At 55.6% G+C, this 24,179-nt stretch carries 23 protein-coding genes and 1 pseudogene; 2 read left to right on the top strand and 22 right to left on the bottom strand.

Annotated features, from left to right (window positions below):
- Positions 1 to 266, bottom strand: a pseudogene (locus NI21_RS16940) (hypothetical protein); the annotation flags it as partial.
- Between the two features lie 96 nt (positions 267 to 362).
- On the opposite strand from NI21_RS16940, the gene NI21_RS16250 reads away from it, so the two are divergent.
- A complete protein-coding gene (locus NI21_RS16250) occupies positions 363 to 587 on the top strand; it encodes a helix-turn-helix domain-containing protein (RefSeq protein ID WP_081957938.1) in 225 nt (74 codons plus the stop codon).
- A 61-nt stretch (positions 588 to 648) separates the two neighbouring features.
- On the opposite strand, the gene ilvA is transcribed toward NI21_RS16250, so the two are convergent.
- From ilvA to mgtE, 16 genes are all read right to left on the bottom strand, one after another.
- Positions 649 to 1,869 (bottom strand): threonine ammonia-lyase, encoded by a 1,221-nt coding sequence (ilvA, locus tag NI21_RS0102355; protein ID WP_033124622.1) that lies wholly within the window; start codon positions 1,867 to 1,869, stop codon positions 649 to 651.
- 69 nt (positions 1,870 to 1,938) lie between these two features.
- Positions 1,939 to 2,886 (bottom strand): signal recognition particle-docking protein FtsY, encoded by a 948-nt coding sequence (gene ftsY / locus NI21_RS0102350; RefSeq protein WP_033124650.1) that lies wholly within the window; start codon positions 2,884 to 2,886, stop codon positions 1,939 to 1,941.
- A gap of 37 nt (positions 2,887 to 2,923) precedes the next feature.
- Positions 2,924 to 6,505, bottom strand: coding sequence for a chromosome segregation protein SMC (gene smc, locus NI21_RS0102345; protein ID WP_033124621.1), 3,582 nt, complete (start codon positions 6,503 to 6,505; stop codon positions 2,924 to 2,926).
- A gap of 7 nt (positions 6,506 to 6,512) precedes the next feature.
- On the bottom strand, positions 6,513 to 7,208 hold the full coding sequence (rnc, locus tag NI21_RS0102340) for a ribonuclease III (RefSeq protein ID WP_033124649.1): 696 nt from the start codon (positions 7,206 to 7,208) through the stop codon (positions 6,513 to 6,515).
- 52 nt (positions 7,209 to 7,260) lie between these two features.
- Positions 7,261 to 7,491: an acyl carrier protein gene (acpP, locus tag NI21_RS0102335; protein ID WP_033124620.1), complete on the bottom strand. Its 231-nt coding sequence runs from the start codon at positions 7,489 to 7,491 to the stop codon at positions 7,261 to 7,263.
- A 30-nt stretch (positions 7,492 to 7,521) separates the two neighbouring features.
- Entirely contained in the window at positions 7,522 to 8,544 is a 1,023-nt protein-coding gene (plsX, locus tag NI21_RS0102330; protein ID WP_033124619.1) for a phosphate acyltransferase PlsX, read from the bottom strand.
- A gap of 96 nt (positions 8,545 to 8,640) precedes the next feature.
- Positions 8,641 to 9,540: a tyrosine-type recombinase/integrase gene (locus tag NI21_RS0102325; RefSeq protein ID WP_033124618.1), complete on the bottom strand. Its 900-nt coding sequence runs from the start codon at positions 9,538 to 9,540 to the stop codon at positions 8,641 to 8,643.
- Positions 9,541 to 9,707: 167 nt separating this feature from the next.
- Positions 9,708 to 9,941 carry a hypothetical protein gene (locus tag NI21_RS0102320; RefSeq protein ID WP_033124617.1) on the bottom strand — a complete coding sequence of 78 codons (234 nt, stop codon included), beginning with the start codon at positions 9,939 to 9,941 and terminating at the stop codon, positions 9,708 to 9,710.
- A gap of 387 nt (positions 9,942 to 10,328) precedes the next feature.
- Entirely contained in the window at positions 10,329 to 12,260 is a 1,932-nt protein-coding gene (locus NI21_RS0102315; protein WP_033124616.1) for a fructose-specific PTS transporter subunit EIIC, read from the bottom strand.
- Between the two features lie 15 nt (positions 12,261 to 12,275).
- Positions 12,276 to 13,196 carry a 1-phosphofructokinase gene (pfkB, locus tag NI21_RS0102310; RefSeq protein WP_033124615.1) on the bottom strand — a complete coding sequence of 307 codons (921 nt, stop codon included), beginning with the start codon at positions 13,194 to 13,196 and terminating at the stop codon, positions 12,276 to 12,278.
- 3 nt (positions 13,197 to 13,199) lie between these two features.
- Positions 13,200 to 13,946, bottom strand: a complete 747-nt coding sequence (locus NI21_RS0102305) for a DeoR/GlpR family DNA-binding transcription regulator (RefSeq protein WP_033124614.1) — start codon at positions 13,944 to 13,946, stop codon at positions 13,200 to 13,202.
- A 171-nt stretch (positions 13,947 to 14,117) separates the two neighbouring features.
- Positions 14,118 to 14,297 (bottom strand): 50S ribosomal protein L32, encoded by a 180-nt coding sequence (gene rpmF, locus NI21_RS0102300; RefSeq protein WP_033124613.1) that lies wholly within the window; start codon positions 14,295 to 14,297, stop codon positions 14,118 to 14,120.
- Positions 14,298 to 14,300: 3 nt separating this feature from the next.
- Positions 14,301 to 14,828, bottom strand: coding sequence for a DUF177 domain-containing protein (locus tag NI21_RS0102295; protein WP_033124612.1), 528 nt, complete (start codon positions 14,826 to 14,828; stop codon positions 14,301 to 14,303).
- Positions 14,829 to 14,872: 44 nt separating this feature from the next.
- Positions 14,873 to 16,078, bottom strand: a complete 1,206-nt coding sequence (locus tag NI21_RS0102290) for an acetate kinase (protein ID WP_033124611.1) — start codon at positions 16,076 to 16,078, stop codon at positions 14,873 to 14,875.
- A 51-nt stretch (positions 16,079 to 16,129) separates the two neighbouring features.
- Positions 16,130 to 17,125, bottom strand: a complete 996-nt coding sequence (gene pta, locus NI21_RS0102285; RefSeq protein ID WP_033124610.1) for a phosphate acetyltransferase — start codon at positions 17,123 to 17,125, stop codon at positions 16,130 to 16,132.
- A gap of 142 nt (positions 17,126 to 17,267) precedes the next feature.
- Entirely contained in the window at positions 17,268 to 18,659 is a 1,392-nt protein-coding gene (gene mgtE / locus NI21_RS0102280; protein WP_052083807.1) for a magnesium transporter, read from the bottom strand.
- A 139-nt stretch (positions 18,660 to 18,798) separates the two neighbouring features.
- Here mgtE and NI21_RS0102275 point away from each other — a divergent pair, with 139 nt between their 5' ends.
- A complete protein-coding gene (locus NI21_RS0102275) occupies positions 18,799 to 20,079 on the top strand; it encodes a nucleotidyltransferase (RefSeq protein WP_033124609.1) in 1,281 nt (426 codons plus the stop codon).
- Between the two features lie 69 nt (positions 20,080 to 20,148).
- Here NI21_RS0102275 and NI21_RS0102270 read toward each other — a convergent pair whose 3' ends face one another.
- The 5 genes from NI21_RS0102270 to coaE are packed head-to-tail and all read right to left on the bottom strand — an operon-like array spanning position 20,149 to position 24,172.
- Positions 20,149 to 21,006 carry a DegV family protein gene (locus tag NI21_RS0102270; RefSeq protein ID WP_033124608.1) on the bottom strand — a complete coding sequence of 286 codons (858 nt, stop codon included), beginning with the start codon at positions 21,004 to 21,006 and terminating at the stop codon, positions 20,149 to 20,151.
- 54 nt (positions 21,007 to 21,060) lie between these two features.
- On the bottom strand, positions 21,061 to 22,425 hold the full coding sequence (locus NI21_RS0102265; RefSeq protein ID WP_033124607.1) for a PFL family protein: 1,365 nt from the start codon (positions 22,423 to 22,425) through the stop codon (positions 21,061 to 21,063).
- Positions 22,426 to 22,441: 16 nt separating this feature from the next.
- Positions 22,442 to 22,714, bottom strand: a complete 273-nt coding sequence (locus tag NI21_RS0102260) for an ACT domain-containing protein (RefSeq protein WP_033124647.1) — start codon at positions 22,712 to 22,714, stop codon at positions 22,442 to 22,444.
- Positions 22,715 to 22,740: 26 nt separating this feature from the next.
- Positions 22,741 to 23,538 carry an MBL fold metallo-hydrolase gene (locus tag NI21_RS0102255; RefSeq protein WP_033124606.1) on the bottom strand — a complete coding sequence of 266 codons (798 nt, stop codon included), beginning with the start codon at positions 23,536 to 23,538 and terminating at the stop codon, positions 22,741 to 22,743.
- 22 nt (positions 23,539 to 23,560) lie between these two features.
- Complete coding sequence (gene coaE, locus NI21_RS0102250) at positions 23,561 to 24,172, bottom strand: dephospho-CoA kinase (RefSeq protein ID WP_033124605.1); 612 nt, start codon at positions 24,170 to 24,172, stop codon at positions 23,561 to 23,563.
- Positions 24,173 to 24,179: the final 7 nt, after the last annotated feature.

The raw sequence follows: 24,179 nt of genomic DNA, 5'->3' as shown, positions 1-24,179 counted from the left end.
CCCCGCCTCATAATACCGCTGTATCCTTCTGCAAAAAAAACCGTACACAGATCAATCAGGCAAATCACAATCGCCATATTTAAATACAGCTGTATTTTATATGGATTCTGCAATCCATTTCTGGCTATATAAGAAATCACATACGCCGCTTGCAAAAAGAACAGATCCAGACACATAAAATCCCAGTGCTTCAGCCAGCCTTCCGAGGGCTTACGATACATACATTCACTCACATTCCTTTCCACAACAACTATATTTTGTGTCATATACTCAGCATCCACTGTTTATGTGCAACCATATAGTAGCATAAATGTAAAAAAAAAGCAATTATTTGGTAGCATCACAATGAGGTGACAAACTATATGTATTTTCAACGTTTGGAAAATTTGAGAATAGATAAAGATTTGACGCAGGCATATGTCGCCTCTTTTCTAGGATGTCAAAGAGAAGTATATCGCAGATATGAAAAGGGCACCCGACAGATTCCTGTTGATTTCCTCATTCATTTATCCGAACTATATAATGTCAGTATAGATTACTTAGTTGGTATCACAGATGAAAGAAAGCCATATCCAAGGAAAAAATAATCTTTTTTCTTAGATATGGCTCTCTTTTATTCAAATATATATTATCTTACATCATCAAATTCTAATACAGCTTTGCCCCGATCTCCCTGGGCTCGTATCCAACCTCCCGCAGAGCCTGCATGATCTGGTGCTTGTGCTCCGTGCCGAAGGCCTCCAGCGTGATACGCAGCTCCACAGCCGCGTTCCGGTTGGTGCTGACAAACTGATTGTGCTCCAGCCGGATGACATTGCCCTGGGCGTCAGCGATGGCTGTGGCCACACGCACAAGCTCGCCCGGCTTGTCCGGAAGGAGAACAGAGATGGAGAAGATGCGGTCTCTCTGGATCAGCCCGTGCTGCACAACAGAGGACATGGTGATCACATCCATGTTGCCGCCGCTTAAGATGCAGACTACCTTTTTATTCTTCACATCAAGCTGCTTCAGGGCGGCCACAGAGAGGAGTCCGGAGTTCTCCACCACCATCTTGTGGTTCTCCACCATGTCCAGGAATGCACCTACCAGGTCGTCGTCCTCCACAGTGATGATGTCGTCCACATTCTCCTGCACATAGGGGAACACCTTCTCGCCCACCCGCTTCACGGCCGTGCCGTCGGCAATGGTGTTGGCGCTTGGCAGGGTGACGGGCTCGCCTGCCTCCAGAGCTGCCTTCATGCTGGCCGCGGCCGCGGGCTCCACACCGATTACCTTGATCTTGGGGTTCAGCATCTTTGCCAGAGTGGCCACGCCTGTGATCAGGCCGCCGCCCCCAATGGGAGCAAGGATATAGTCCACTGTGGGGAGCTCCTGGACAATCTCCATGGCGATGGTTCCCTGCCCTGTCGCCACATCCAGGTCGTCAAAGGGGTGGACAAAGGTCATGCCCTGCTCCTCGGCCAGCTTCAGCGCATAGGCGCAGGCATCGTCGTACACATCTCCGTGCAGGATCACATTGGCGCCGTAGCTCTTTGTGCGGTTCACCTTGATGAGCGGGGTCACTGTGGGCATGACGATAGTGGCCTTGCAGCCGAACTTCTGGGCCGCAAAGGCAACGCCCTGGGCGTGGTTGCCGGCAGAAGCCGTGATGAGTCCCTTCTCCCGCTCCTCCTCTGTCATGGTGCTGATCTTATAGTAGGCTCCTCTTACCTTGTAGGCTCCTGTGTACTGCATGTTCTCCGGTTTCAGATATACCTTGCACCCTGTCTGGGAGCTGAAGTACTCACTGTAAACAAGATCCGTGGGAAGGGTCACCTTCTTTACGAGTTCGCTTGCCTGTTCAAAATTTTCCAGTGTCAGTTTGTCCATCCTAATCTCCTGCCTTTCTCTTTTATTGTCTATTGTATATCGATTATATGATCACAACAAGGTCGCCGCCTACTGCTCTTCCTCCCTGTCCGGGGAAACCGCGAAGAGCGCGTCCACAAATGTATCCGCGTCAAACTTCTGCAGATCGTCAATGGTCTCACCCACGCCGATATATTTCACCGGGATGCCAAGCTCAGCCTGTATGGCTACCGCGATACCGCCCTTGGCCGTCCCGTCCATCTTTGTCAGGATGATGCCTGTAATGTCGGCCACATCCTTGAATTCCTTCGCCTGCTGGAGGGCGTTCTGCCCGGTGGTGGCGTCCAGCACCACCAGCGTCTCCCGGAAGGCCTCCGGGTACTCCCGGTCGATGATCCTGTTCATCTTCCGCAGCTCCTCCATCAGGTTCTTCTTGTTGTGCAGTCTGCCGGCTGTATCGCACAGCAGCACATCCGCGTGGCGCGCCTTGGCCGCCTGCACCGCGTCGTAGACGACAGCCGCCGGGTCAGAGCCCTCCTGGCCGCCGATGAGCTCTGCCTGGGCCCTGTTTGCCCACTCCCTGAGCTGCTCTCCCGCAGCGGCCCGGAAGGTGTCTGCCGCCGCCAGGATGACCTTTTTGTTCTGAGCCCGCAGCTTGCCCGCCAGCTTGCCGATGGTGGTGGTCTTGCCGACGCCGTTGACCCCCACTACCATGACCACAGAGGTCCGCTCCTCAAATTCATAGGCCGTCTCGCCCACATCCATCTGCTCCTTGATGCTGTCGATGAGGATCTGCCTGCAGTCAGAGGGCTCCTTGATATGCTGCTCCTTCACCTTGGCCCGCAGATCGTCCAGTATGTCCTCTGTGGCCGCAACTCCCAGGTCCCCCATGATGAGAACCTCCTCGAGCTCCTCGTAGAAATCCTCGTCAATATGGGAAAATCCGTGAAAAATGCTGTCCATTCCGGACACGATATTGTCCCTCGTCTTTGTGAGTCCGGAGACGAGTCTTCTGAAAAATCCTTTTTCCTCTGCCATATTCCTGCTCCTTTTTCTTTTTGATGCCGCCTCTCCTTTATTGCTGATGCTGCTTCTCCATCTCATTCAGTTCATTTTCCAGAAGGCTGACAGAAACCATGGTGGAGACTCCCTTCTCCTGCATGGTGATACCGTACAGCCTGTCCGCCGCTGTCATAGTCCCTCTCCTGTGGGTGATGACGATGAACTGGGTGTTCTTCGTCAGCTTGTGGAGATACTGGGCGAACCGGGTCACGTTGGAGTCGTCCAGGGCCGCCTCGATCTCATCCAGCAGACAGAAGGGGGAGGGCTTCAGGTTCTGGATGGCAAACAGAAGGGAAATGGCAGTCAGCGCCTTCTCGCCTCCCGAGAGCTGCATCATATTCTGCAGCTTCTTGCCTGGCGGCTGCGCGATGATACGGATGCCCGCCTCCAGGATGTCCTCGTCCTCCATCAGCTCCAGCGTTCCCTTGCCGCCGCCGAAGAGCTCCCTGAACACCTTGTCAAACTCCTGGGCGATACGTGCGAACTGCTCTGTGAACTGCCTGCGCATAGCCTCGTCCAGCTCCGCGATGATCTTCTCCAGAGTGGCCTCCGCCTCCACCAGGTCCTCGTGCTGCCCTTTCAGGAACTCGTACCTCTCGGACACGTCCTTGTAGTCCTCAATGGCATTCACATTGACAGAGCCAAGGCCCTTGATGTCGCTCTTCAGAGTCTGGATCTGCCTGCGCATGTAGGCCAGGTCCGTGAGGTTTTTGTCCCGCAGCTCCATGGCGTGGCTGTAGGTGATCTCATACTCCTCCCACATGTAGTTGATCTGTTTTTCCGAGGCCTCCTCAAAGCCCTCTTTCCGGCTCTCCAGGCGGAAGATCTCCTTGTCCAGGTCCGCCATGTGCCTGGAGAGTTCTTCCCGCATCCCGAGGAAGGACTTGTGCTTCTGGCTCAGCTCCTCACGCTGCTTCACGCTCTCCTGGATCTGCTCCTCGATCTCCTGGAACAGCTCCTTTGAGTCCTCAATGGTCTGCCGTATCTTTCGGATCTGCTCCTCCTTGTCCTGGATCTCCCGGGAGGCGTCCTCCTTGTTCTCGCCCAGCTCTCTTTGCTCCTCCTCGAACTTGGCGATCTCCTCCTGGATACGCTCCTCATTTTCCAGGATAAAGGTGTGCTTCTGCTCCAGACCCGCAAAGGCCAGCTGCGCCTCCTCGGAGGCCTTCTGGCAGCGGATCTCCTCTTCCTTTTCCTGCTCCAGAAGCCGCTGATCCTCCTCCGTCTTCCGGGTGATATCCTGCTCCAGAGCTGTGGAGGTATCCAGCTCCACCGTGATGGACTCCTGGTTGTTGCTGATGTCCGTGATCTGCTGATCCAGCTCCTGGCTTTCTCTCTGGATGGCCCGGGAAGTCTCCAGGGCAGCCTGTATCCTCTCCTGGGACTGATCCAGGTTCATCTTGGCTGTGTTCTGGATGACGTAGGCCTTCTGGAGCTTCTGCTGGATCTCATCTATCGTCTCATAGCAGGCAGCCCTCTCCTTCCGGATGCTGTCCGCAGAGGCCTCCATCTCCTCCATCTCCTTTTTCAGACGGCGGACGGTCTTTTCAAATTCCTCGATCTCTCTTCTTCGGCTCAGAAGATTGCTGGAATTCTTAAAGGCTCCTCCTGTCATGGAGCCCCCGGGGTTCAAAAGCTCTCCCTCCAGAGTCACCAGGCGGAGGGTCTGCCTATATTTCCGGGCAATGGCGATGCCGTGGTCGATATTGTCCACCACGACCGTCCTGCCGAGCAGGTTCTCCGCCAGGCCCCGGTACTGCTCTTCCACCTTTACGAGGGTGTTGGCAAGGCCCACAACCCCCTTTTCCCTCAGCGCCTCCGGCCGGGATATGCCCCTGCCTCCCCCGATGCCTGTAAGCGGGAGAAAGGTAGCCCTCCCATACCGGTTCTTCTTCAGGAAATCGATCATCCTCTTGGCCGTCTCCTCCGTGTCTGTGACAATGTTCTGGATGCTGCCTCCAAGGGCGGTCTCAATGGCAATCTCATACTCCTTGTCCACCTTGATGATGTCCGCCACCACGCCCAGGATGCCTTTTTCCTTTTCTCTTTGCTCCATAACCCTGCGGATGCTGCCGCCGTAGCCGTCATACCGCTCGGTGATATTTTTCAGGGACTCCAGGCGGGACTCCTCCCTGTGGTAGGCGGTCTGCCCCACCCGCAGCTTCTCCGTCTGTCCGGAGAGCTCCCTTTGCAGTCTCTCTATCTTCTGCTCACAGGCCTTGTTCTCATCGGAAAGGCCTCGGATCTTCTCCGAGATCTCCTCCAGCTTCTCCCTGTGCTCCTGCGCGTTCCTCTGCTCTTCCTCAGCCTCACTTCTGGCCCTGATGAGCCGCTGGTTCATCTGGGATTTGCGCACCTGGATCTGCTCCATCATGGTATCGTAGCGCTGGATCTTGGCCTGGGTGGAGGCTCTGCTGTTGAGGATCTCTATGATGTCATTCTTGCTCTTCTCCACCTGGTCCGTCAGTCCGGCGATGCGGCTCTGCACCTCGATGAGACGCTCCCTGGCCCTTTCTCTGGCCGCGGATTTTTCCCGCAGCTCCCCGGCAATCTCCTCCTTCTCCTTCTGGAACTGAAGGAGCTGATCCTTTCTCTCCTGGATCTCATGCTGAATGGTCTGGTATCGCTGTCCGAAATGCTCGTCCGTCATCCGGGCGCTGTTGATCTGCTCCTTTAAGAGCTCAATCTGGTTCTCCAGCTGCTGCTTCAGGAGATTGGTCTCATTTAACTGGCCCTTGGCCTTCTCGATGGAGTCGTCGATCTCGTCCACCTGGGCCTCGATGGCCTCGTACTCCTCCTTCATGGCGCTGTAGGAAGCGTCCGCCTCCTGAAGCTCCTCCCGGGAAACAGACAGCTTTTTTTCAGTCTCGCTGATCTGCTCCTTCAGGCGCTCTGTCTCCAGAAGAAACATGTTGATGTCAAATGTCTTCAGCTGCTCCTTCTTCTGCAGATACTCCCTTGCCACCTCGGCCTGCTTTTTTAAGGGGCCGATCTGCCTCTCCAGCTCGGCGAGGATATCGTTTACCCTGAGAAGGTTCTGCCTCTCATCCTCCAGCTTCTTGACGGACATATTCTTTCTGCGCTTGAACTTCACAATGCCCGCCGCCTCGTCGAAGAGCTCTCTTCTGTCCTCCGGCTTGCCGCTCAGGATCTTCTCGATCTGGCCCTGCCCGATGATGGAGTAGCCCTCCTTGCCGATGCCGGTGTCGTAGAACAGCTCATTGATGTCCTTCAGACGGCAGGGACTGCCGTTCAGGAGATACTCGCTCTCCCCGGACCGATACAGCTTTCTTGTGACCGTGACCTCCTCGTAGTCCACAGGGAGCTGATGATCCGAATTGTCCAGGGTAATGGCCACGGAGGCGTAGCTTAAAGGCCTGCGGTTCTCCGTCCCGGAGAAGATGACATCCTGCATGCTGCCGCCGCGCAGCTGCTTGACACGCTGCTCGCCAAGAACCCAGCGCACAGCGTCCGCCACATTGCTCTTCCCGCTTCCGTTAGGGCCCACGATCCCGGTAATCCCGTTATGAAAATCGAATACGATCTTGTTTGCAAACGATTTAAAGCCCTGTATCTCGATACTTTTTAAATACATGTAACACCTACTTTATATTCCTTTTGTGCAGGAGCAGGATAGTCCTGTAGGCCGCCTCCTGCTCGGCCGCCTTCTTGGTCCTCCCGCTTCCGGCGCCGTAGACCTCCTCCCCGATGTGGACCTCCACATGGAAGGTCTTGTCGTGATCCGGCCCCTCCTCCCCGGTGAGCTCATAGGCCACCGGCTGCTCAAAGGCGGCCTGCACCAGCTCCTGCAGGATAGTCTTGCTATCATAAAAGAGCTTCTTGTGCTCCAGGTCGTTCAGAACAAACCTGTGTATAAACTCTTTTGCACTAGCAAAACCACCGTCTGAATAGATGGCTCCAATCAGCGCCTCCATGGCATCCGATGTGACAGAGTCCCTCTTTCTTCCGCCTGTCATGTCCTCCCCTTTTCCAAGGAGAAGATACTCGCCCAGATGGATCTGGCGCGCGCAGAAGGCAAGCGCCTGCTCGCAGACCATAGCCGCCCTTGTCTTCGTCAGCTCTCCCTCAGGCATCCTTTCATTTTCGTGAAACAAAAATTCGCTGGACACCAGCTCCAGGACCGCGTCCCCCAGGAATTCCAGTCTCTCATTGCACTCGTACTTGGGCAGATGCTTCTCATTCACGTAGGAGCTGTGCATCATGGCCCGCCGGAGGAGCTTGGGATCCTGGAATGTGTACCCGATCTGCTCTTCCAGCTCTTTTAATTTCCGACTCATATAAACCCTCATAAAAGAAAAAGCCCGCATCCGGGCTTTTTCTCCTTTCTGCCTAGTTTGTTGCGTTTTTGATCTGCTCTACAGCGTCTCCCACTGTCACGATCTTCTCTGCGTCATCATTGTCGATCTCAATGTCAAATGCTTCCTCAATCCCCATGATGATCTGGAAAATATCCAGGGAGTCCGCTCCCAGGTCATCCACAAACTTTGTCTCCATTGTGATCTCATCTGCGTTCACATTAAGTACATCAGCGATAATTTCCTGTAATTTTTCAAATTCCATTTTCTTCATCTCCTTTATATTGCTTTATATCTATTCATCGGACGAGTCATCCGCCTGAATACACTCCTGGATCTTCTCATTGATCCTCTGCTCCCGGAAGGTCAGGCACTGGAGGATGGAGTTGGATACCTCTCTCGCCTTTGAGCTTCCGTGGGTCTTCACCACGAGCCCCTTCAGCCCAAGCAGCGGCGCTCCGCCGTACTCGCTCGTGTCAAAGCCCTTCAGCGTCTCCTTGAGGGCCGGCTTCACCAGAAGGGCGCCGATCTTGCTGCGGAGGCTGCTCATCATGCCCTCCTTCACCTTGCTGATCAGCACAGCTCCCACACCCTCGAACAGCTTCAGGATAATGTTCCCGGCAAAGGCCTCGCAGACGATGACGTCCGCCTGGCCGTGGGGAATTTCCCTTGCCTCTATGCTTCCGGTAAAGTTGATGCCCTTTGCCGCCTTCAGGAGGGGGAAGGTCTCCTTCACCAGGGCGTTGCCCTTCTCCTCCTCAGCTCCGATATTGACGATGGCAACCTTTGGATTCTTCACGCCCATCACATGCTCCATATAGATGGAGCCCATCTTGGCAAACTGGACCAGATGGGAAGGGCGGGCATCCACGTTGGCGCCGCAGTCGATCAGAAGGGAGACTCCCTTCTCCGTGGGGATGAGGGGCGCAAGGGGCGGCCGCTCCACTCCCTTGATCCTTCCCACTATGGTCTGTCCTCCCACCAGCACAGCTCCTGAGCTTCCGGCCGACACGAAGGCGTCGGCATCGCCGGATCTGACCATCTTCATGCCCACCACAATGGATGAGTCCTTCTTTTTCCGGATAGCGTTGACCGGGGGCTCTGCCGTCTCGATAACCTCTGTGGCATTCACAATCTCTATTCTGTCCCTGTCAAACGTATATTTTTCCAGCTCTTTCCTGACAACCTCTTCCTGTCCTACAAGATACACCTTGATGCTCTTCTCCCTGGAGAGGGCATCAACCGCGCCCTTGACCATCTCCACCGGGGCGTTGTCCCCGCCCATGGCGTCAAGGACAATTTTTGTAAGTTCTGCCATTTTTCTTTCCTCCATAACTACTAGAAATATTCTACTAGACATTATCCCAAAAATCAATAATTTGTTTACGGGATGTTCGCGGAAAGGGAAAAAGACCTACAGAGGCCGTTCCACCCGGATCTTCACCAGGCTCCCGGCGGCCCGCGACAGCTCCTCCTTGTAGGCCATCTTTCTGTACCGCTTCACGTGGGTGTCCGTCGTCCCCAGCTGGGCCGCCACCTGCCCGGGGCTGGCCTCGTAGGAAAACAGATTGTAGGCGCAGGCGCTGCGCAGCATCTGGCTGCTGTAGGACGGTATGCCCGCAAGGGCAGTGTACTTTTTCATAAGTCTGGAAATATACATGGTGTTCAGCCGGCCGCCCCTCCTGTTATAGAAGAGGAAGGGCCGCTCTTCCCTCTGCCCCATGTAGCTCTCCAGCACGGCCAGGGCGTCGTCGGGGACATACACACCGCTGCGCCTCCCCTCCGGCTCCACAAAGGCTCCGTTCTCGTAAATCCCTATATCCCCCGGGGAGAGGCCGCATATCTCTGTGGAGGAGAGCCCCACCCGGTACATGAGCACAAAAATGGTGTAGGCCATCCGGTCTTCTTCCGCGGCTTTAAAAAGCCTGTCCACATCCTCCACCGGGATGACCCGGGCGTATTTCTCCTGCCTGGCCAGGCGCGGCAGGTAGGGATAGAAATAGTCCTGAAAGGTCTCCGGCAGGCCGTACCGCTCCCTCTCCCGGCTGAGAAAATCCGCAATGGAGTGGAGCTCCCGGAACTTCTTCGCCGGCGTCCCGGGCTGCAGCTCTCCCCTCCTCGTCTTCTCCGTCATGATGTCGTAGTATCTCTGTACATCCGCCGAACCGGCCTCCGTGATGTCCTTTCCGGCAATCCTGGAAAACTCGCACAGGTCGCTCCAGTAGGAAGCCCGGCTTGTGGCGCTCTTAAAGTGGGCCGCAAAATCGGGCCAGAGAATTGTCCTGGTCCTTTCAGATACACATGCGCTGTCCATATCCTGTCCTCCCGCCTTGTCTGTATTTTCCGCGAAGCGGAACCACCCAAATTGTTATCTGTATACTTCATACTATAACATTTTGGTTATAAAAGAGATTGCGCACCAGGCGCAATCCTATTTCGGTTTCAACCGTTTTCACTTTGCAAATCGATCCTTCAGGCTCCCTAGCAGACAAATCCGGCAAAGCTCAGGTCACAGCCTCCTCCTATGCGCCGGCAGATGTTGACTGCCCGGTTCATAACTTCAGGGAACAGACCGTTCTTTGTCTCAACCTTCAGCAATGACAGGTCCTCTGAAAAGCCTACGCTTTTTACATTCTCAAGCTCCTGCAGCTCTTTCAGGATTTCCTGCGCCATCTCGTCCGAGATCTTTTTTGTTAACCGATAATATCTTCCCATGATGGAACCCTCTTTCTTTCTTGCTTTTGCTGTTGGTTAGAATTTTCACGTATTCTGATTTTATTATACACTACTTTCGCGGAATTTCAAACAATTTAGCAGTTTAACTCGCAAAAAAGAAAGAGGTTTTTCACTTAGTCCAGATAATTTCCAACCGGGCTGGAATTGTACTGCTTGATGATCTTCACCATAAGCATGAAGTGAAGTGTCTGACAGATGCAGGCGGCTTTTACTCGTTTCACTTGTCCTACCTCTCTTTCTGAAAATGACGAGTGGCCCTCAGGCGCAACTGGAATTACGCCTGAAAGCCACTCGTTGTACTTATATTATAATGAAATTTTCCCGAATTTTCAAAAGGGGATTTTTAAAAATTTTCCTGCAACGAGGCTACGCCTCCTCCTTCAGCGGCCTCTTCAGAAGCACGATGCCGATCATGGTGACGACGGCTCCGGCCACCAGAGCCACCAGGAACATGGGCGCGTTCTCGATGATACCGATGACAAAGAGTCCGCCGTGGGGCGCCCTTGATCCGCAGCCAAAGGCCATGGACAGAGCTCCCGCCACCGCTGAGCCCACCACGCAGGGAGGGATGATCCTTAAAGGATCTGATGCGGCGAAGGGGATAGCCCCCTCTGTGATAAAGGACAGTCCCATGATGTAATTGGTGACGGTTGTCTGCCGCTCACTCTTTGTAAACCGGTTCTTGAAAAAGGTGGTTGCCAGGGCGATGCCGATAGGCGGGGTCATGCCGCCGATCATGACAGCCGCCATGATGTCAAACTGTCCTGACGCGATGGAGGCTGTCCCGAACACGTAGGCCGCCTTGTTGAAGGGGCCGCCAAAGTCGATGGACATCATGCCGCCCAGCACAATCCCCAGCAGGATCTTGCTGGACTCTCCCATCCCCGCCAGGCTGTTGTTGAGCCAGGTGTTGAAGGCTCCAAGAGGCGGGTTGATGAGGAAGATCATGATGGCGCTGATGCCGAGAAGCCCCAGGAACGGATAGAGAAGGACCGGCTTCGTCCCCTCCAGGGGTTTGGGCAGCTTCTCCAGCAGCTTTTTGATCAGGACCATCAGGTAGCCGGCGATGAAGCCGCCTGCCAGGGCCCCGAAAAATCCGGAGGCGATCCACTGGTCTTCCGGAAGGAAGACAGAGGTTCCGGCCTTTGCAAGAAGACCTGCCACGATACCCGGCATCAGAGCCGGCCTGTCTCCCACCGCCATGGCGATAAACCCGGCCAGGATGGGGAACATCATGCTGAAGGAGGTGTTGCCCGCCAGGTTCAGAAAATGGGCCAGCGGGGTGCCGTTTCCGAAGTCCGCCGTACCGGCGTTCGCCCCGTCCACCAGGTAGGAGAGGGCAATGAGGATGCCTCCGCCGATGACAAAGGGCAGCATGTGGGAAACGCCGTTCATCAGGCTTTTATAAATTTTTCTTCCCAGGCTCTCGCCCTCTACAGAGGAGGTCTCCTCCTCTCCTCCCTTGCTGTGGTACACGGGGACGGATCCGCTGAGTGCCCTGGTGATCAGCTCCTCCGGCTTATTGATGCCGTCCGCCACCTTGGTCACAAGGACCGGCTTCCCGTCAAAGCGGGCCATCCGCACCTCCTTGTCCGCAGCCACGATGATGCACTGGCAGGCAGCGATCTCCTCCGCTGTCAGCACATTCTTGTCACCGCCGGAGCCGTTGGTCTCCACCTTGATGGTGCAGCCCATCTCCTTCGCCTTCTTCTCCAGGCTCTCCGCCGCCATGTAGGTGTGGGCGATGCCTGTGGGACAGGCGGTGACGGCCAGGATCTGGAAGCCGGTGGTCCTTGCCGTCTCCTCCTCTTCCTTCGCCTTTCTCTCCTCCTCGGCAAACTTTTCCTTCTCCGCCTGGTCCACATAGCCCAGGAATTCCTCCGGCGTCTCCGCCTTTAAAAGATTTTCTCGGAAGCTGTCGTCCATGAGGAGGGTAGACAGCCTGCTGAGCACGTCCAGATGCACGTTGTCCTTTGTGTTGGGGGCGGCTATGAGAAAGATCAGGTGTACCGGCTCATCGTCCAGCGCCTCATAGTCCACGCCCTGCGGTACTACCATGGCGGCCAGGCCGGGGGCTTTCACCGCGTCCGATTTCGCGTGGGGAATGGCAATCCCCTCGCCGATGCCTGTGGTGCCCTCCTCCTCTCTGGCAAAAACGCCCTTCCGGTAGATCTCCACGTCCTGGATATTTCCACCCTTTACCATGAGGGACACCATCTGGTTGATGGCCTCCTCCTTTGTCTGCACGTTTCCGTTCAGCTCTATGCTCTCTTTTTTCAGTAAATCTGTAATCTTCATCTTTTCCACACTCCTCTACAGTCCATAGCTGTCCGCTGGTTCTCCCAAAAGGGATACGATGCTGGCTCTGTCCGCCAGCCAGTAGTCAAAGGCTGTCGCGCTGCCGGCCGCCTGGCCCAGGCGGAAGGCCTTTTCGCAGCTTCCCGTGCCCAGATATCCGGCCAGGAAGCCGGCCACCATGGAGTCCCCGGCCCCCACAGAGTTTTTCACCTCTCCCTTTGGCGGCCGCTCCCGGATCACCTCCCCGTCCTCGGGCACCAGGATGGCTCCGTCCCCCGCCATGGACACCAGCACATGGCGGGCTCCCATCTCCTGGAGTAGTCTGGCGTGGGCGATGATCTCCTCCTCCGTGGTCAGTGTCCTTCCGAACATGTCGCCCAGCTCGTGCTGGTTCGGCTTGATCAGGAAGGGGTGGTACTTCAGCACATTCAGGAGCAGGTCCTTTGTGGCGTCCACGATGTAGTGGATGCCCCTTCCCTCCAGGCGCTCCAGTATGCGCTCATACATGTCTGAGGGGAGGCAGTCCGGAATACTGCCCGCCAGCACGAGGTAGTCCCCCGCCTGCAGCGCGTCCAGCTTTCCGTAGAGCTCCTCCACCGCCCTCTCCGGGATGGCAGGGCCCTGGCCGTTGATCTCTGTCTCCTCCCCAGCGTTGATCTTTACATTGATCCTTGTCATCCCCTCATCCAGGTGGATGAAATCTGTCTGGCATCCGAACTGATCCAGCATCTCCCGCAGCGTCTTCCCGGTAAATCCCGCCTCAAAGCCAAGGGCAACGCTGCTGTACCCCAGATTGGAGAGGATGACGGACACGTTGATGCCCTTTCCTCCCGGGTAAATATGCTCCTGCCTGGTCCGGTTGATCTGCCCCTTCTCAAGTTTATCCAGGGAGATCACATAGTCCAGGGACGGGTTAAATGTGACTGTGTAGATCATTGTCTATTCCACCTCCATGATATTTTCTCTGCCTTCAAACTCAGTTCCCGCGGCGCTGGCCGTCAGGATGATCCCCTCATCCGCCTCCCCGAAGGTGACGCCGGATATCTGTCCCAGCTTGGAGCTGTCCACCAGCACATAGCGCTCTTTGCACCTGCGGAAGGCCTCCGCCTTCACCAGGGCCTCTGTCAGGTCCGGAGTGGTCATCCCTCTCTCCCGGTCGACCCCGTTTGCTCCGAAAAATCCTTTTGTAAAATTATACTTTTTCAGGCACTCCACGGCCTCGGCTCCCACGATGGCCTCTGTCACCGCCTTCAGCTCCCCTCCGAGAAGGAAGACCCGGGCCCCCTGCTTCATCAGCTCTCTGGCATGGCTGATGGCGTTGGTGACGCAGACTACGTCCCTGCCCCTGATCCTCCCCGCGAAGAGCTCTGTGGTGGTTCCTGCGTCCACGTAGATGAAATCTCCCGGTTCCACCAGCCGGGCAGCCCTGGCGGCGATCTTCTCCTTCTCCTCCCTGTGCAGCTCCTGCCGAAGGCTCAGGGAGGGATCCTTGGTCATACTCTTAAGTCCCACAGCGGCCGCTCCCCCGTGGACCTTCACCAGGCTGCCCCGCCTGTGAAGCTCCGTCAGATCCCGGCGTATGGTGGACTCGGAGGTGTCAAGGATCCGGGTCAGCTCCTGCACGGTCACAGTCCCCCTGTCGCCCACGATGGCCAGTATCTCGTTCATTCTCTCTTCTGCCAGCATATGTGCTCCTTCCTCTCCGTCTCAGTCATTTTCAATCACGTTTCAATCATTTTCAGTCATCTTTACCCCTATAATACGCTCAATATCGGTCATTGTCAATCATTTTCAGTCACAAAACGCAAAAAAATAAAGGAGACCATTACTGATCTCCTTCATTTCACTAAGCTGTAATTAGTCCTGAGCGATGATCTCCCTCTTGTTGTAGGAACCGCATGCCTTGCATACTCTGTGGGGCATCATCAGCTCGCCGCACTTGCTGCATCTTACCAGGTTCGGTGCGCTCATTTTCCAGTTAGCTCTTCTTTTATCTCTTCTGGCTTTTGATGTTTTATTCTTTGGACAGATGGACATACTTTACACCTCCTTAAACTTGCTGAATATATCTTGAAAGGCTGCCATCCTCGGGTCTAATACCTCTCTGTCACAGCCACATTCACCATGATTGAGATTAGCACCACAAATGCTGCACAGACCTTTGCAGTCTTCCCTGCACAGCACCCGAATTGGCCAGTTGACCAGGAGCTCGTTGCGTATCAGCACATCCGTGTCGAGACAGGTTCCGTCCATGAAGCTGTACTCCTCGTCGGACTGTCTGCGCCCTTCCTCGTCGAGCTTCATATCTACCTCCCGCTCAAAGGCGAGATCAAAGATCTGCTCCACATCCTCCAGGCATCTGTCGCACGGGACAACGGTCTTTATCTTGGCACTGCCCTTCACCTGCACCTGCTTCTTTCCGAGATTGGTGATCTCAAACACAGGTGTCTCCAGCTCCTCGAGCCGGTACTTCCTGCCGGACACTCTCATGTCCTGCATCTCAAGGTGTGCTTCCTGCCGGATGACCTTGTCATCCTGCTCTAAAACCTTTGTCAGTTCAATCAGCATAACGCTCTCCTAACCACACTTTATAAAGTATATCTTTTCAACCATTATTTGTCAAGGTTTTTCTTTACCAGTTCTACGGTTTCTTCACAGATTGCGATCTCCTCGTTGGTCGGAATGACGCAGGCTGTGATCTTGGACTCCGGCTTTGTGATGATCACCTCTTTGCCGCGGCTGTTGTTTGCCTCATCATCAAACACGAGTCCCATGAAATTAAAGGCCTCGCAGATTGTCTTTCTCAGCGGGATGGCGTTCTCGCCGAGACCTGCCGTGAAGGTGATCACGTCCACGCCGCCCATGGCTGCGATGTAGGAGCCGATGTACTTGATGATGCGGTAGGCGTAGGCCTCCAGGCAGTTGATGGCGTCCTGGTTGCCCGCTTCAGCGGCGGCGGACACATCGCGGTAGTCGCTGGAGATGCCTGTCATTCCCAGCATACCGGACTTCTTGTTGAGAATATTGAGCACTTCAGACACAGACAGGTTCTCTTTATTGCACAGGTACTCTACAAAGGCCGGATCAATGTCACCGGACCTGGTACCCATGATCACGCCCTCGAGAGGTGTCAGTCCCATGGAAGTGTCCACACATTTCCCGTCCTTCACAGCGGACAGGGAAGCGCCGTTGCCCATATGGCACACAATGATCTTCAGATCCTTGATGTCCTTGCCGAGGAAGGCGGCTGTCCGGGCAGACACGTATTTGTGTGATGTGCCGTGGAAGCCGTACTTGCGGATGGCATACTTCTCATAGTATTCCTTCGGAATTCCGTACATATAAGCCTTCGGAGGCATGGTCTGATGGAAGGCGGTGTCAAAGACAGCCACATTGGGAACGCCCGGCATCAGCTTCATGCAGGCGTTGATCCCCATCAGGTTGGCGGGATTGTGGAGCGGTCCCAAGTCCGCGCAGTCCTCGATGACCTTGATAACCTCGTCGTCGATGATAACAGAGTTGGTGATCTTCATGCCGCCGTGGAGTACCCGGTGTCCGATGGCGTCGATCTCCTCCAGGGATTTGATGACGCCTGTCTTCTCGTTCACAAGGGCGTCCAGCACCATCTGGATGGCTGTTGTGTGATCCGGCATAGCCGCCTCGGTCACTTCCTTCTCGCCGCCCTCCGGCTCATACACAAGGCGTCCGTCAATGCCGATGCGCTCGCAGATACCCTTTGCCATGACCTCTCTGTTATCGTAATTGATCAGCTGGAATTTCAGGGAAGAACTTCCACAGTTTACTACTAATACATTCATCTTCTTTTCTCCTCCGGAATTTTTCGTATACTTTCTCTCAGATTGTCCGCTCTACTGGTTCTGGGCCTGCACAGCTGTGATGGCTACCACACCCACGATATCCTCTGCGGAGCAGCCTCTGGACAGGTCGTTTACAGGAGCCGCGATACCCTGTGTCATGGGTCCGTAGGCCTCTGCCTTGGCCAGTCTCTGCACCAGCTTGTATCCGATATTTCCGGCATCCAGATCCGGGAAGACCAGCACGTTGGCATGTCCCGCTACCGGGCTTCCGGGCGCCTTGGACTCTCCTACGCTGGGAACGATGGCAGCGTCAAGCTGAAGCTCGCCGTCCAGCATGAGATCCGGGTTGGCCTCCTTGGCGATCTTTACAGCCTCCACCACTTTATCTACATCGGCATGCTTTGCGCTTCCCTTGGAGGAGTGGCTCAAGAAGGCAACCTTGGGCTCTGCTCCCACCAGCATCCTGAAGGACTGAGCGGAGGACTCCGCGATGGCTGCCAGCTCTTCCGGCGCCGGGTTCTGGTTCAGTCCGCAGTCAGCAAATACGAACACGCCGTTCTCGCCGTACTCGCAGTCCGGCACACACATAACAAAGAAAGCGGATACAAGCTTTGTGCCCGGCTTTGTCTTCAGGATCTGGAGGCAGGGACGCAGTGTGTCCGCTGTGGAGTGGCATGCTCCGGACACCATTCCGTCCGCATCCTTCATCTTCACCATCATGACACCGTAGTACAGGTAGTTTGTGAGGAGGATCTCCCTTGCCTGCTCCTCTGTCATTCCCTTCTTCTGACGGAGCTCCACCAGCTTTGCGATGTATCCTGCAGTCTTGTCGCTTGTGGCCGGGTCTACGATCTGCGCGCCGCTGATATCGTAGCTTCCCTTATTCTTCTCGATCTCCTCCTGGCTTCCCACGATGACCACGTTGGCGATGCCCTCCTTCAGGACCGTCTCAGCGGCCTTGTAGGTGCGCTCGTCCTCGGACTCGGGGAGAACGATTGTTTTTTTGTCTGCTTTTGCTTTTGCTTTCATCTCATCTATAAATCCCATGACTGAAAGACTCCTTTCCATTTTTTCTCACTGTTTTCATTATAATACAAAGAACCCTTGCAAACAAGGGCTCTTTTGTCGATCAGATGTCTCTTTTGGAGTACAATCCATGTTAATTTTCTGTCAGGTATCCCCCCTGTTCTCACAGGGAAAACACGGCGCTGACGATGGCAAAATACACGCTGATGGTGCTGATATCCACCAGTGTGGAGATCAGCGGCGTGGCCATGATGGCCGGGTCCAGACCGATCTTTTCTGCCACCAGAGGCAACGTACAGCCCACCACCTTGGCGATGACGATGGTGCAGGCCATGGTCAGGCCGATGGTGAGGGCCACCAGCGCGTCCCCCTGTCCCATGACGATAATGCGGATGCCGTTTACCACGGACAGGATCAGGCTGATGAGTATGGCCACCCGAATCTCCTTGAAGATGACCCGGAAGAGGTCTCCAAACTCGATCTCCCCCACGGAAATTCCCCGGATCACCAGGGTGGAGCTCTGGGAGCCGCAGTTTCCGCCCGTGCCCGTCAGCATGGGGATAAATCCCGCCAGCTGGGGCATGACAGCCAGGGCACTCTCATAGTGGTTCATGATCATCTGGGTCACTGTGGCGGACAGCATCAGAAACAGGAGCCAGGGGAGCCGGCTCTTCACATGCTCCAGCACAGTGGTCTCAAAGTAGGAGTCGTCGCTGGGGCTGACACCGGCCATGATGCTGATATCCTCTGTAGTCTCCTCCTGCAGGACGTCCATGGCGTCGTCTACCGTGACGATACCCACCATGCACATCTCGTGATCCACGATGGGGAGGGCAATGAGGCCGTATTTGTTGATGATCTGGGCCACTTCCTCCTGGTCGTCGGTAGTGTGGGCGTAGAGCACATTGGTGTCCATGATCTCCTCAATGGTCTTGGATTCGCTGGTGGTCAGCAGCTCCTTTACATCCACCATGCCGATGAGCTTCCTCTTCTCCGTCACATAGCAGGTGTAGATGGTCTCCTTGTTGATACCCACCTGGCGGATCTTGAGGATGGACTCCGCCACTGTCATCTCCTTGCGCAGGGCGATGTAGTCCACGTTCATGACGCTTCCCGCACTGTCCTCCGGGTACTGAAGGAGCTGGTTGATCTGCTGGCGGGTCTCCTCGTCGGTGGCCATGAGAAGACGGTCCACCACGTTGGCGGGCATTTCTTCCAGCACGTCCACCGTGTCGTCCAGATACATCTCTTCCATGACTTCCTCCAGCTCGGAGTCCGTCAGCCCGCCGATCAGCGTCTCTCTCATGTCGCTGTCCATCTCGGTAAAGGTCTCCGCGGCCTCCTCCTTTGCCAGGAGACGGAACACCATGACGAGCTGCTTCTGGGTGAAATCCTCCATCAGCTCCACCAGGTCCACAGGGTACATGTGCTCCAGCTCTTCTTTGAGCTCCTTGAATTTTCGTTCATCCAGCATCTGGAGGATACGTTCTTCTGTCAGCTCTTCCCGCTCTTCATTTTCATACGTATATTCTTCCTTTTCATCTGTGCTTCCCATACGTATCCTCCTTTCTCTTCGCCGTTATTCTGCCAGCCGCTTTTTCGTATTGCGCGCAAAAAGGGCATATTTACAGCGGTTGCCGTAAACATCTTCATATAGTATAATCAATTTCAAAAAGATATACAAGGAGATTTCCATGAAAATTGTCGGACTGATCACCGAGTACAATCCCTTTCACAACGGACATCTATACCATATGCAGGAGGCAGTCAGAGCCACCAAAGCGGACGCTGTGATTGCTGTCATGAGCGGCGATTTCGTGCAGCGGGGAGCCCCTGCCCTCCTGCCCAAGCACCTGCGGGCCCGCATGGCCCTGGAGGCCGGCGTCTCCGCTGTCATCGAGCTGCCCCTCTGGTGTGCCTGCGGCAGCGCCGAATACTTTGCCGCCGGCGCCATCTCCCTGCTGGACCGCCTGGGATGTGTGGACACAGTCTGCTTCGGGAGCGAGTGCGGGGACATCCGCCTTCTGGAGAAGGCCGCCCGGGTCACCGCCCTGGAACCGGAGCCCTACAAGTCTCTTTTAAAAGAGGGGCTGCGCCGCGGCCTCTCCTTCCCAGGAGCCAGACAGCAGGCCCTCTCCTCCTTTCTCGGAGACGAGGAGGCCGGGTGCGTCCTGGAGGAGCCCAACAACATCCTGGGTGTGGAATATATCAAGGCCATCCTGTGCCGGAGGAGCCCCCTTCAGTTCTGCACCATCCGGCGGCGGGAGTCGGGCTATCACGACCAGGAGCTGTCCGGCCGGTACAGCTCCGCCACCGCCATCCGCCGGCTTCTGCTGGAAAAGGAAGGCTGCTCATCCGCGGCTTCGGGCCTGTCCCTCCCGGAGGGACAGATGCCCCCCTCCTCCGCACAGATCCTGCAGGAGACGTACCGGGCAAGGTACCCTGTGTGGGCAGACGATCTTTCTCTGCTCCTCAAATACCGGCTTCTTCAGGAGACAAAGGAGAGCCTGACCAGGTATGCGGACGTCAGCCGGGAGCTGGCAAACCGCATCATGGGAAGCCGGAACGATTTTCTCTCCTTTGACCAGTTCTGCAGCCTCCTGAAGACAAAGGAGATGACCTACTCCCGGATCAGCCGTGCCCTGCTCCACATCCTCCTCGGCATCACAGGGGAGGACATGGACCGCTTCAAGGGGGAGGGGGGCTGCGGCTACGCCCGCCTTCTCGGCTTTCGAAAGGACGCATCCTCCCTCCTTGGCGCCATAAAAAAGAGCAGCTCCATCCCTCTTGTCACAAAGCTGCCCCGCACCGGGTCCAGGGCCGGAACCGGCCAGAGCGCAAAAGCCTGGAGCGGGCTTGCCGGGGACATGCTCAGGGCGGACATTCTGGCCGCGGATCTGTATGAGTCAGTGGTCACGGAGAAATTTCATCGCGCCTTTGTCTCTGAATACAGACAGCAGGTCGTCATCGTCTGACGCCTGCTGCCCTCATTTTTTGTTCCCGTCTGTTTTTTGTCCGGTCTGTTCTATACCTTGCTTCCTATATCAATATTCCACGTACCTGCTGCAGGCCACCGCCATGGCCCCCGGGCCGATATGGCAGGCAACGCTCAGGGAGAGGGCATCCATGTGGATGTCATAGCCGGGGAAATATTCCTCCAGCTCCTTCTTCCACTGGGCCGCCTCCTCTTCCGTGCAGGTGTGGGCCGCCTCAAGGTGTACCCTTTTTCCTCTGAAGCGCTCTTTGATATCTTTCTCCATGGCTTCCTTCATCACCTTTTTCGCGGACTTCAGCCCACGCACCTTGGCAAAGGCGTCCAGCTTCTCCCCCTGGATGGTGAGCACCGGCTTCAGGTTCAGCACAGTCCCCAGTGCCGCCGCCGCAGGCGTCACCCGTCCGCCCTTTTTCAGATACTTCAGGGTGTCCACAGTGATATAGATACTGGCCTCCAGCTTTTCCCTCATCAGTATGTCATGGATCTCCTGGCCGGACCGCCCGGCCGCCGCAAGCTCCAGAGCGTCCAGTACCGCCTGGCGCTGAGTGACGGAGATGCGCTGGTTGTTCACCACAAACACCCTCCCGTCAAAATCCTTGGCCAGCATCATGGCTGTCTCGCAGGAGGTGGAGAGCCCGCTGGACATGGGAATGTGGACCACCTCATCGTACTCGTCCAGCAGCTCCTCCCAGATCTCCATCACATCCGCCGGGGATGGCTGGGAGGTGGAAATATCCGCGTCCCCGGAGAGCTTCTCATAAAATTCCTTCTGTGTAAGCGTGATATCCTCGTAATATAATTCACCGTCAATATAAAACGGCATGGGCACCACCCGGATTCCCAGCTTACGGGCCTCCTTCTGGGTAATGCCGCTGTTGCTGTCTGTCATGACCGCCACTTTCTTCATACTGAATTCTTCCCTTTCTGCTTCTGTGAGCTGTCGCCGCGGGAGTGTACCCGCCTAGTTCTTAAAGCTGTGTATGGGCGCGGGGATCCGTCCCTGTCTGCTGATAAAGGCGGTGCAGTCCGCCTCGTTTACCGGAATAATAGGTGCGTAGCCTAAAAGTCCGCCGAACTGGGCAGTCTCCCCTACGTCCTTTCCGATCACCGGGATCAGGCGCACAGCCGTCGTCTTCTGGTTCACCATGCCGATAGCCATCTCGTCCGCGATGATGCCGGAGATGGTGGCCGCGCTTGTCTTTCCGGGTATGGCAATCATATCCAGTCCCACGGAGCAGACGCAGGTCATGGCCTCCAGCTTCTCAATAGTGAGGGTTCCCGCCTGCACCGCGTCGATCATACCCTTGTCCTCGCTGACCGGTATGAAGGCTCCGCTTAATCCGCCCACATAGGAGGATGCCATGACGCCGCCCTTTTTCACCTGGTCGTTGAGCATGGCAAGGGCCGCTGTGGTGCCTGGCGCACCCACCTGGGAGAGGCCGATCTCCTCCAGTATCTCAGCCACGCTGTCCCCCACCGCCGGTGTAGGCGCCAGAGACAGATCGATGATGCCAAAGGGGATCCCCATCCTCTTTGATGCCTCACCGGCCACAAGCTGTCCCACTCTGGTGATCTTGAAGGCTGTCTTCTTGATGGTCTCGCAGAGCTCCTCAAAGCCCTTCCCTCTCACCTTCTCGATGGCGTGCTTCACAACGCCGGGGCCGCTGACTCCCACGTTGATGACTGCGTCCCCCTCCGTCACGCCAAGGAAAGCTCCCGCCATGAAGGGGTTGTCATCCGGCGCGTTACAGAACACTACCAGCTTGGCACACCCCAGAGAGTCTCTCTCCTTTGTGGCCTCAGCCGTAGCCTTCACGATCTGGCCGCAGAGGCGCACCGCATCCATGTTGATGCCTGTGCGGGTAGAGCCCACATTGACGGAGCTGCAGATTCTCTCCGTGCAGGCCAGAGCCTCCGGTATGGAGCGGATCAGATCCTCGTCGCTCTTTGTCATGGCCTTGGACACAAGGGCGGAGTAGCCGCCGATAAAATTCACGCCCACCTTCAGGGCTGCCCGGTCCAGAGTCTTTGCGATGGTCACAAAGTCCTCCGGCCTCTTGCAGGCGGAAGCCCCCACAAGCGCGATGGGAGTCACAGAGATCCGCTTGTTGACAATGGGAATGCCGAACTCCTTCTCGATTTCCTCCCCGGTGGACACGAGATTTTCCGCCAGCGTGGTGATCTTTTTATAGATCTTCTCGTTGAGTCTGTCCAGATCTGTGTCAACGCAGTCCAGAAGGCTGATGCCAAGGGTGATAGTGCGGACGTCCAGATTTTCCTCCTCTATCATCTGATTTGTCTCGTTTACTTCGTATATATTGATCATAGTCCGGTGTCCTTTCTTACAGTCTGTGCATCTTCTCAAATATCTCTGATCTCTGGCAGCGGATATTAAGGCCCATGCTCTCGCCCAGCTTGTCCAGATCCTCCGCGTACACGGAGAAATCCCTGTCTGCCGCCGACACGTCCACCACCATCATCATATTGAAGTACCCGTCCACGATGGTCTGGGAGATGTCCAGAACGTTGATATTCGCCTCCGCAAGGTAGTTGCACACCTTCGCAATGATGCCAACCTGGTCTTTTCCCACAACTGTGATAATACATTTTCTCATTCTTCTGTCCTCCATACCTTAGTCTCTTACACTGTCACTGCCTCTGACACAGCGTCACGCCCGGCGACCATGATGGGAATGTCCTCCCCTTTATAGGGGTTGTCCCCCACCGTCACCTCCAGCTTTACTGTCTCGTAGGCCAGCTCCGCATAGTTATTTTCCTTGCTCAGATGTCCCAGTATGACATGCTGCAGCTTATCGTGCAGTATATCACAGAGAAGCTGTCCTGACAATTCATTTGAGAGATGTCCCTTATCCCCCATGACCCGGCGCTTCAGCGGATAGGGGTAGGGGCCCACCTCCAGCATATGTATATCGTGGTTGGCCTCCAGAAGCACCGCGTCCAGATTTTTCAGGTTCTCCACCGTGTACTCGTCGTATATTCCCAGGTCCGTAGCCACCGCCACCGACTTCTCCCCGCAGACGATCCGGTATCCGGACGGCTCGTAGGCGTCGTGGGATATGGCAAAGGGGTGGACACAGAGGTCTCCCAGAAGGAAATCCGTGTCTGTCTGTATCTCGTGGAGCAGCCCCTCAGGCATCTTTCCAAGACTTCTGTACTCCATGATGCCCTTCAGCGTTCCCTTTGTGGCGTACACCGGAATTCCATACTTTCTGCTGAACACCCCAAGCCCCTGGATGTGGTCCGAATGCTCGTGGGTGATCAGGATGCCGGACAGCTCCTCCCCTTTGATGCCCAGGGTGTGGAGCCCCTCATCGATCCTCTTTTTGCTGATGCCGGTGTCCACCAGAAGGTGGGTGTGATCGCTGCCCACATAAATGCAGTTGCCGCTGCTGCCGCTTGCTATGCTGCATAGTCTCATTGTCTGTCATCTCTCCTGCCTGTTATTCATGTATTTTTTTAATGCCAATCTGCGCCATGACATCGTCGATCTCACCGCAGGCCTCCTGGAAGGAGTTGCAGTTGTCAATGGCTCTGTCACAGCCGGCAAAGAAGTCCGAGGAGGACATCTGGGAGGCAAAGATCCCTTCGATCTTCTCCTCACTGTAGCCCCGGGAGGCTGTCAGACGCCTTTTTCTCGTCTCCTCATCTGCATAAATATACCACACTTCATCGCACATGGCATTATAATTTTCTTCTATAAAAAGCGCCGCCTCCAGAACAAAGACAGAAGTTCCCTTCTTTTCCTCCTTCCGGATGATCTCCCGGATCTTCTCCTTCACCGCAGGGTGCACGATCTCGTTCAGGATGCGCAGCTGGGCCTTGTTGGAAAAGACAATGTTCCCCAGCGCGGCCCGGTCCAGCCTGCCCTCCCCGTCCAGTATGCCCTCTCCAAAGTGATCCACAATCCTTCTATAGCACTTCGTGCCCTTTTTCTGGAGCCTCTTTGCCACCTGGTCCGCCTGACAGCAGGCGGCGCCATAAGTCTTCTCCAGGTACGTGAGCACCTGGCTTTTTCCTGATCCGATCCCCCCGGTAATTCCTATGATCTTCATCTTCTGT

The sequence above is a fragment of the Eubacterium sp. ER2 genome, from assembly GCF_000765215.1.
GTDB lineage: Bacteria > Bacillota > Clostridia > Lachnospirales > Lachnospiraceae > Claveliimonas > Claveliimonas intestinigallinarum.
This window is presented reverse-complemented; position numbering and strand designations above follow the sequence as displayed.

What these genes read in the sequence shown, in the direction of transcription:
- NI21_RS0102290 (WP_033124611.1), bottom strand. Translation starts at nt 16,078, where the DNA reads ATGAATGTATTAGTAGTAAACTGTGGAAGTTCTTCCCTGAAATTCCAG.
- rnc (WP_033124649.1), bottom strand. Translation starts at nt 7,208, where the DNA reads ATGAGTCGGAAATTAAAAGAGCTGGAAGAGCAGATCGGGTACACATTC.
- pfkB (WP_033124615.1), bottom strand. Translation starts at nt 13,196, where the DNA reads ATGATCTACACAGTCACATTTAACCCGTCCCTGGACTATGTGATCTCC.
- NI21_RS0102320 (WP_033124617.1), bottom strand. Translation starts at nt 9,941, where the DNA reads ATGGGAAGATATTATCGGTTAACAAAAAAGATCTCGGACGAGATGGCG.
- plsX (WP_033124619.1), bottom strand. Translation starts at nt 8,544, where the DNA reads ATGGCAGAACTTACAAAAATTGTCCTTGACGCCATGGGCGGGGACAAC.
- NI21_RS16250 (WP_081957938.1), top strand. Translation starts at nt 363, where the DNA reads ATGTATTTTCAACGTTTGGAAAATTTGAGAATAGATAAAGATTTGACG.
- mgtE (WP_052083807.1), bottom strand. Translation starts at nt 18,659, where the DNA reads ATGGGAAGCACAGATGAAAAGGAAGAATATACGTATGAAAATGAAGAG.
- NI21_RS0102315 (WP_033124616.1), bottom strand. Translation starts at nt 12,260, where the DNA reads ATGAAGATTACAGATTTACTGAAAAAAGAGAGCATAGAGCTGAACGGA.
- NI21_RS0102255 (WP_033124606.1), bottom strand. Translation starts at nt 23,538, where the DNA reads ATGAGACTATGCAGCATAGCAAGCGGCAGCAGCGGCAACTGCATTTAT.
- acpP (WP_033124620.1), bottom strand. Translation starts at nt 7,491, where the DNA reads ATGGAATTTGAAAAATTACAGGAAATTATCGCTGATGTACTTAATGTG.
- NI21_RS0102305 (WP_033124614.1), bottom strand. Translation starts at nt 13,946, where the DNA reads ATGCTGGCAGAAGAGAGAATGAACGAGATACTGGCCATCGTGGGCGAC.
- coaE (WP_033124605.1), bottom strand. Translation starts at nt 24,172, where the DNA reads ATGAAGATCATAGGAATTACCGGGGGGATCGGATCAGGAAAAAGCCAG.
- pta (WP_033124610.1), bottom strand. Translation starts at nt 17,125, where the DNA reads ATGGGATTTATAGATGAGATGAAAGCAAAAGCAAAAGCAGACAAAAAA.
- NI21_RS0102270 (WP_033124608.1), bottom strand. Translation starts at nt 21,006, where the DNA reads ATGAAGAAAGTGGCGGTCATGACAGACAGCAACAGCGGCATTACCCAG.
- ftsY (WP_033124650.1), bottom strand. Translation starts at nt 2,886, where the DNA reads ATGGCAGAGGAAAAAGGATTTTTCAGAAGACTCGTCTCCGGACTCACA.
- NI21_RS0102295 (WP_033124612.1), bottom strand. Translation starts at nt 14,828, where the DNA reads ATGCTGATTGAACTGACAAAGGTTTTAGAGCAGGATGACAAGGTCATC.
- NI21_RS0102265 (WP_033124607.1), bottom strand. Translation starts at nt 22,425, where the DNA reads ATGATCAATATATACGAAGTAAACGAGACAAATCAGATGATAGAGGAG.
- NI21_RS0102275 (WP_033124609.1), top strand. Translation starts at nt 18,799, where the DNA reads ATGAAAATTGTCGGACTGATCACCGAGTACAATCCCTTTCACAACGGA.
- ilvA (WP_033124622.1), bottom strand. Translation starts at nt 1,869, where the DNA reads ATGGACAAACTGACACTGGAAAATTTTGAACAGGCAAGCGAACTCGTA.
- NI21_RS0102325 (WP_033124618.1), bottom strand. Translation starts at nt 9,540, where the DNA reads ATGGACAGCGCATGTGTATCTGAAAGGACCAGGACAATTCTCTGGCCC.
- NI21_RS0102260 (WP_033124647.1), bottom strand. Translation starts at nt 22,714, where the DNA reads ATGAGAAAATGTATTATCACAGTTGTGGGAAAAGACCAGGTTGGCATC.
- rpmF (WP_033124613.1), bottom strand. Translation starts at nt 14,297, where the DNA reads ATGTCCATCTGTCCAAAGAATAAAACATCAAAAGCCAGAAGAGATAAA.
- smc (WP_033124621.1), bottom strand. Translation starts at nt 6,505, where the DNA reads ATGTATTTAAAAAGTATCGAGATACAGGGCTTTAAATCGTTTGCAAAC.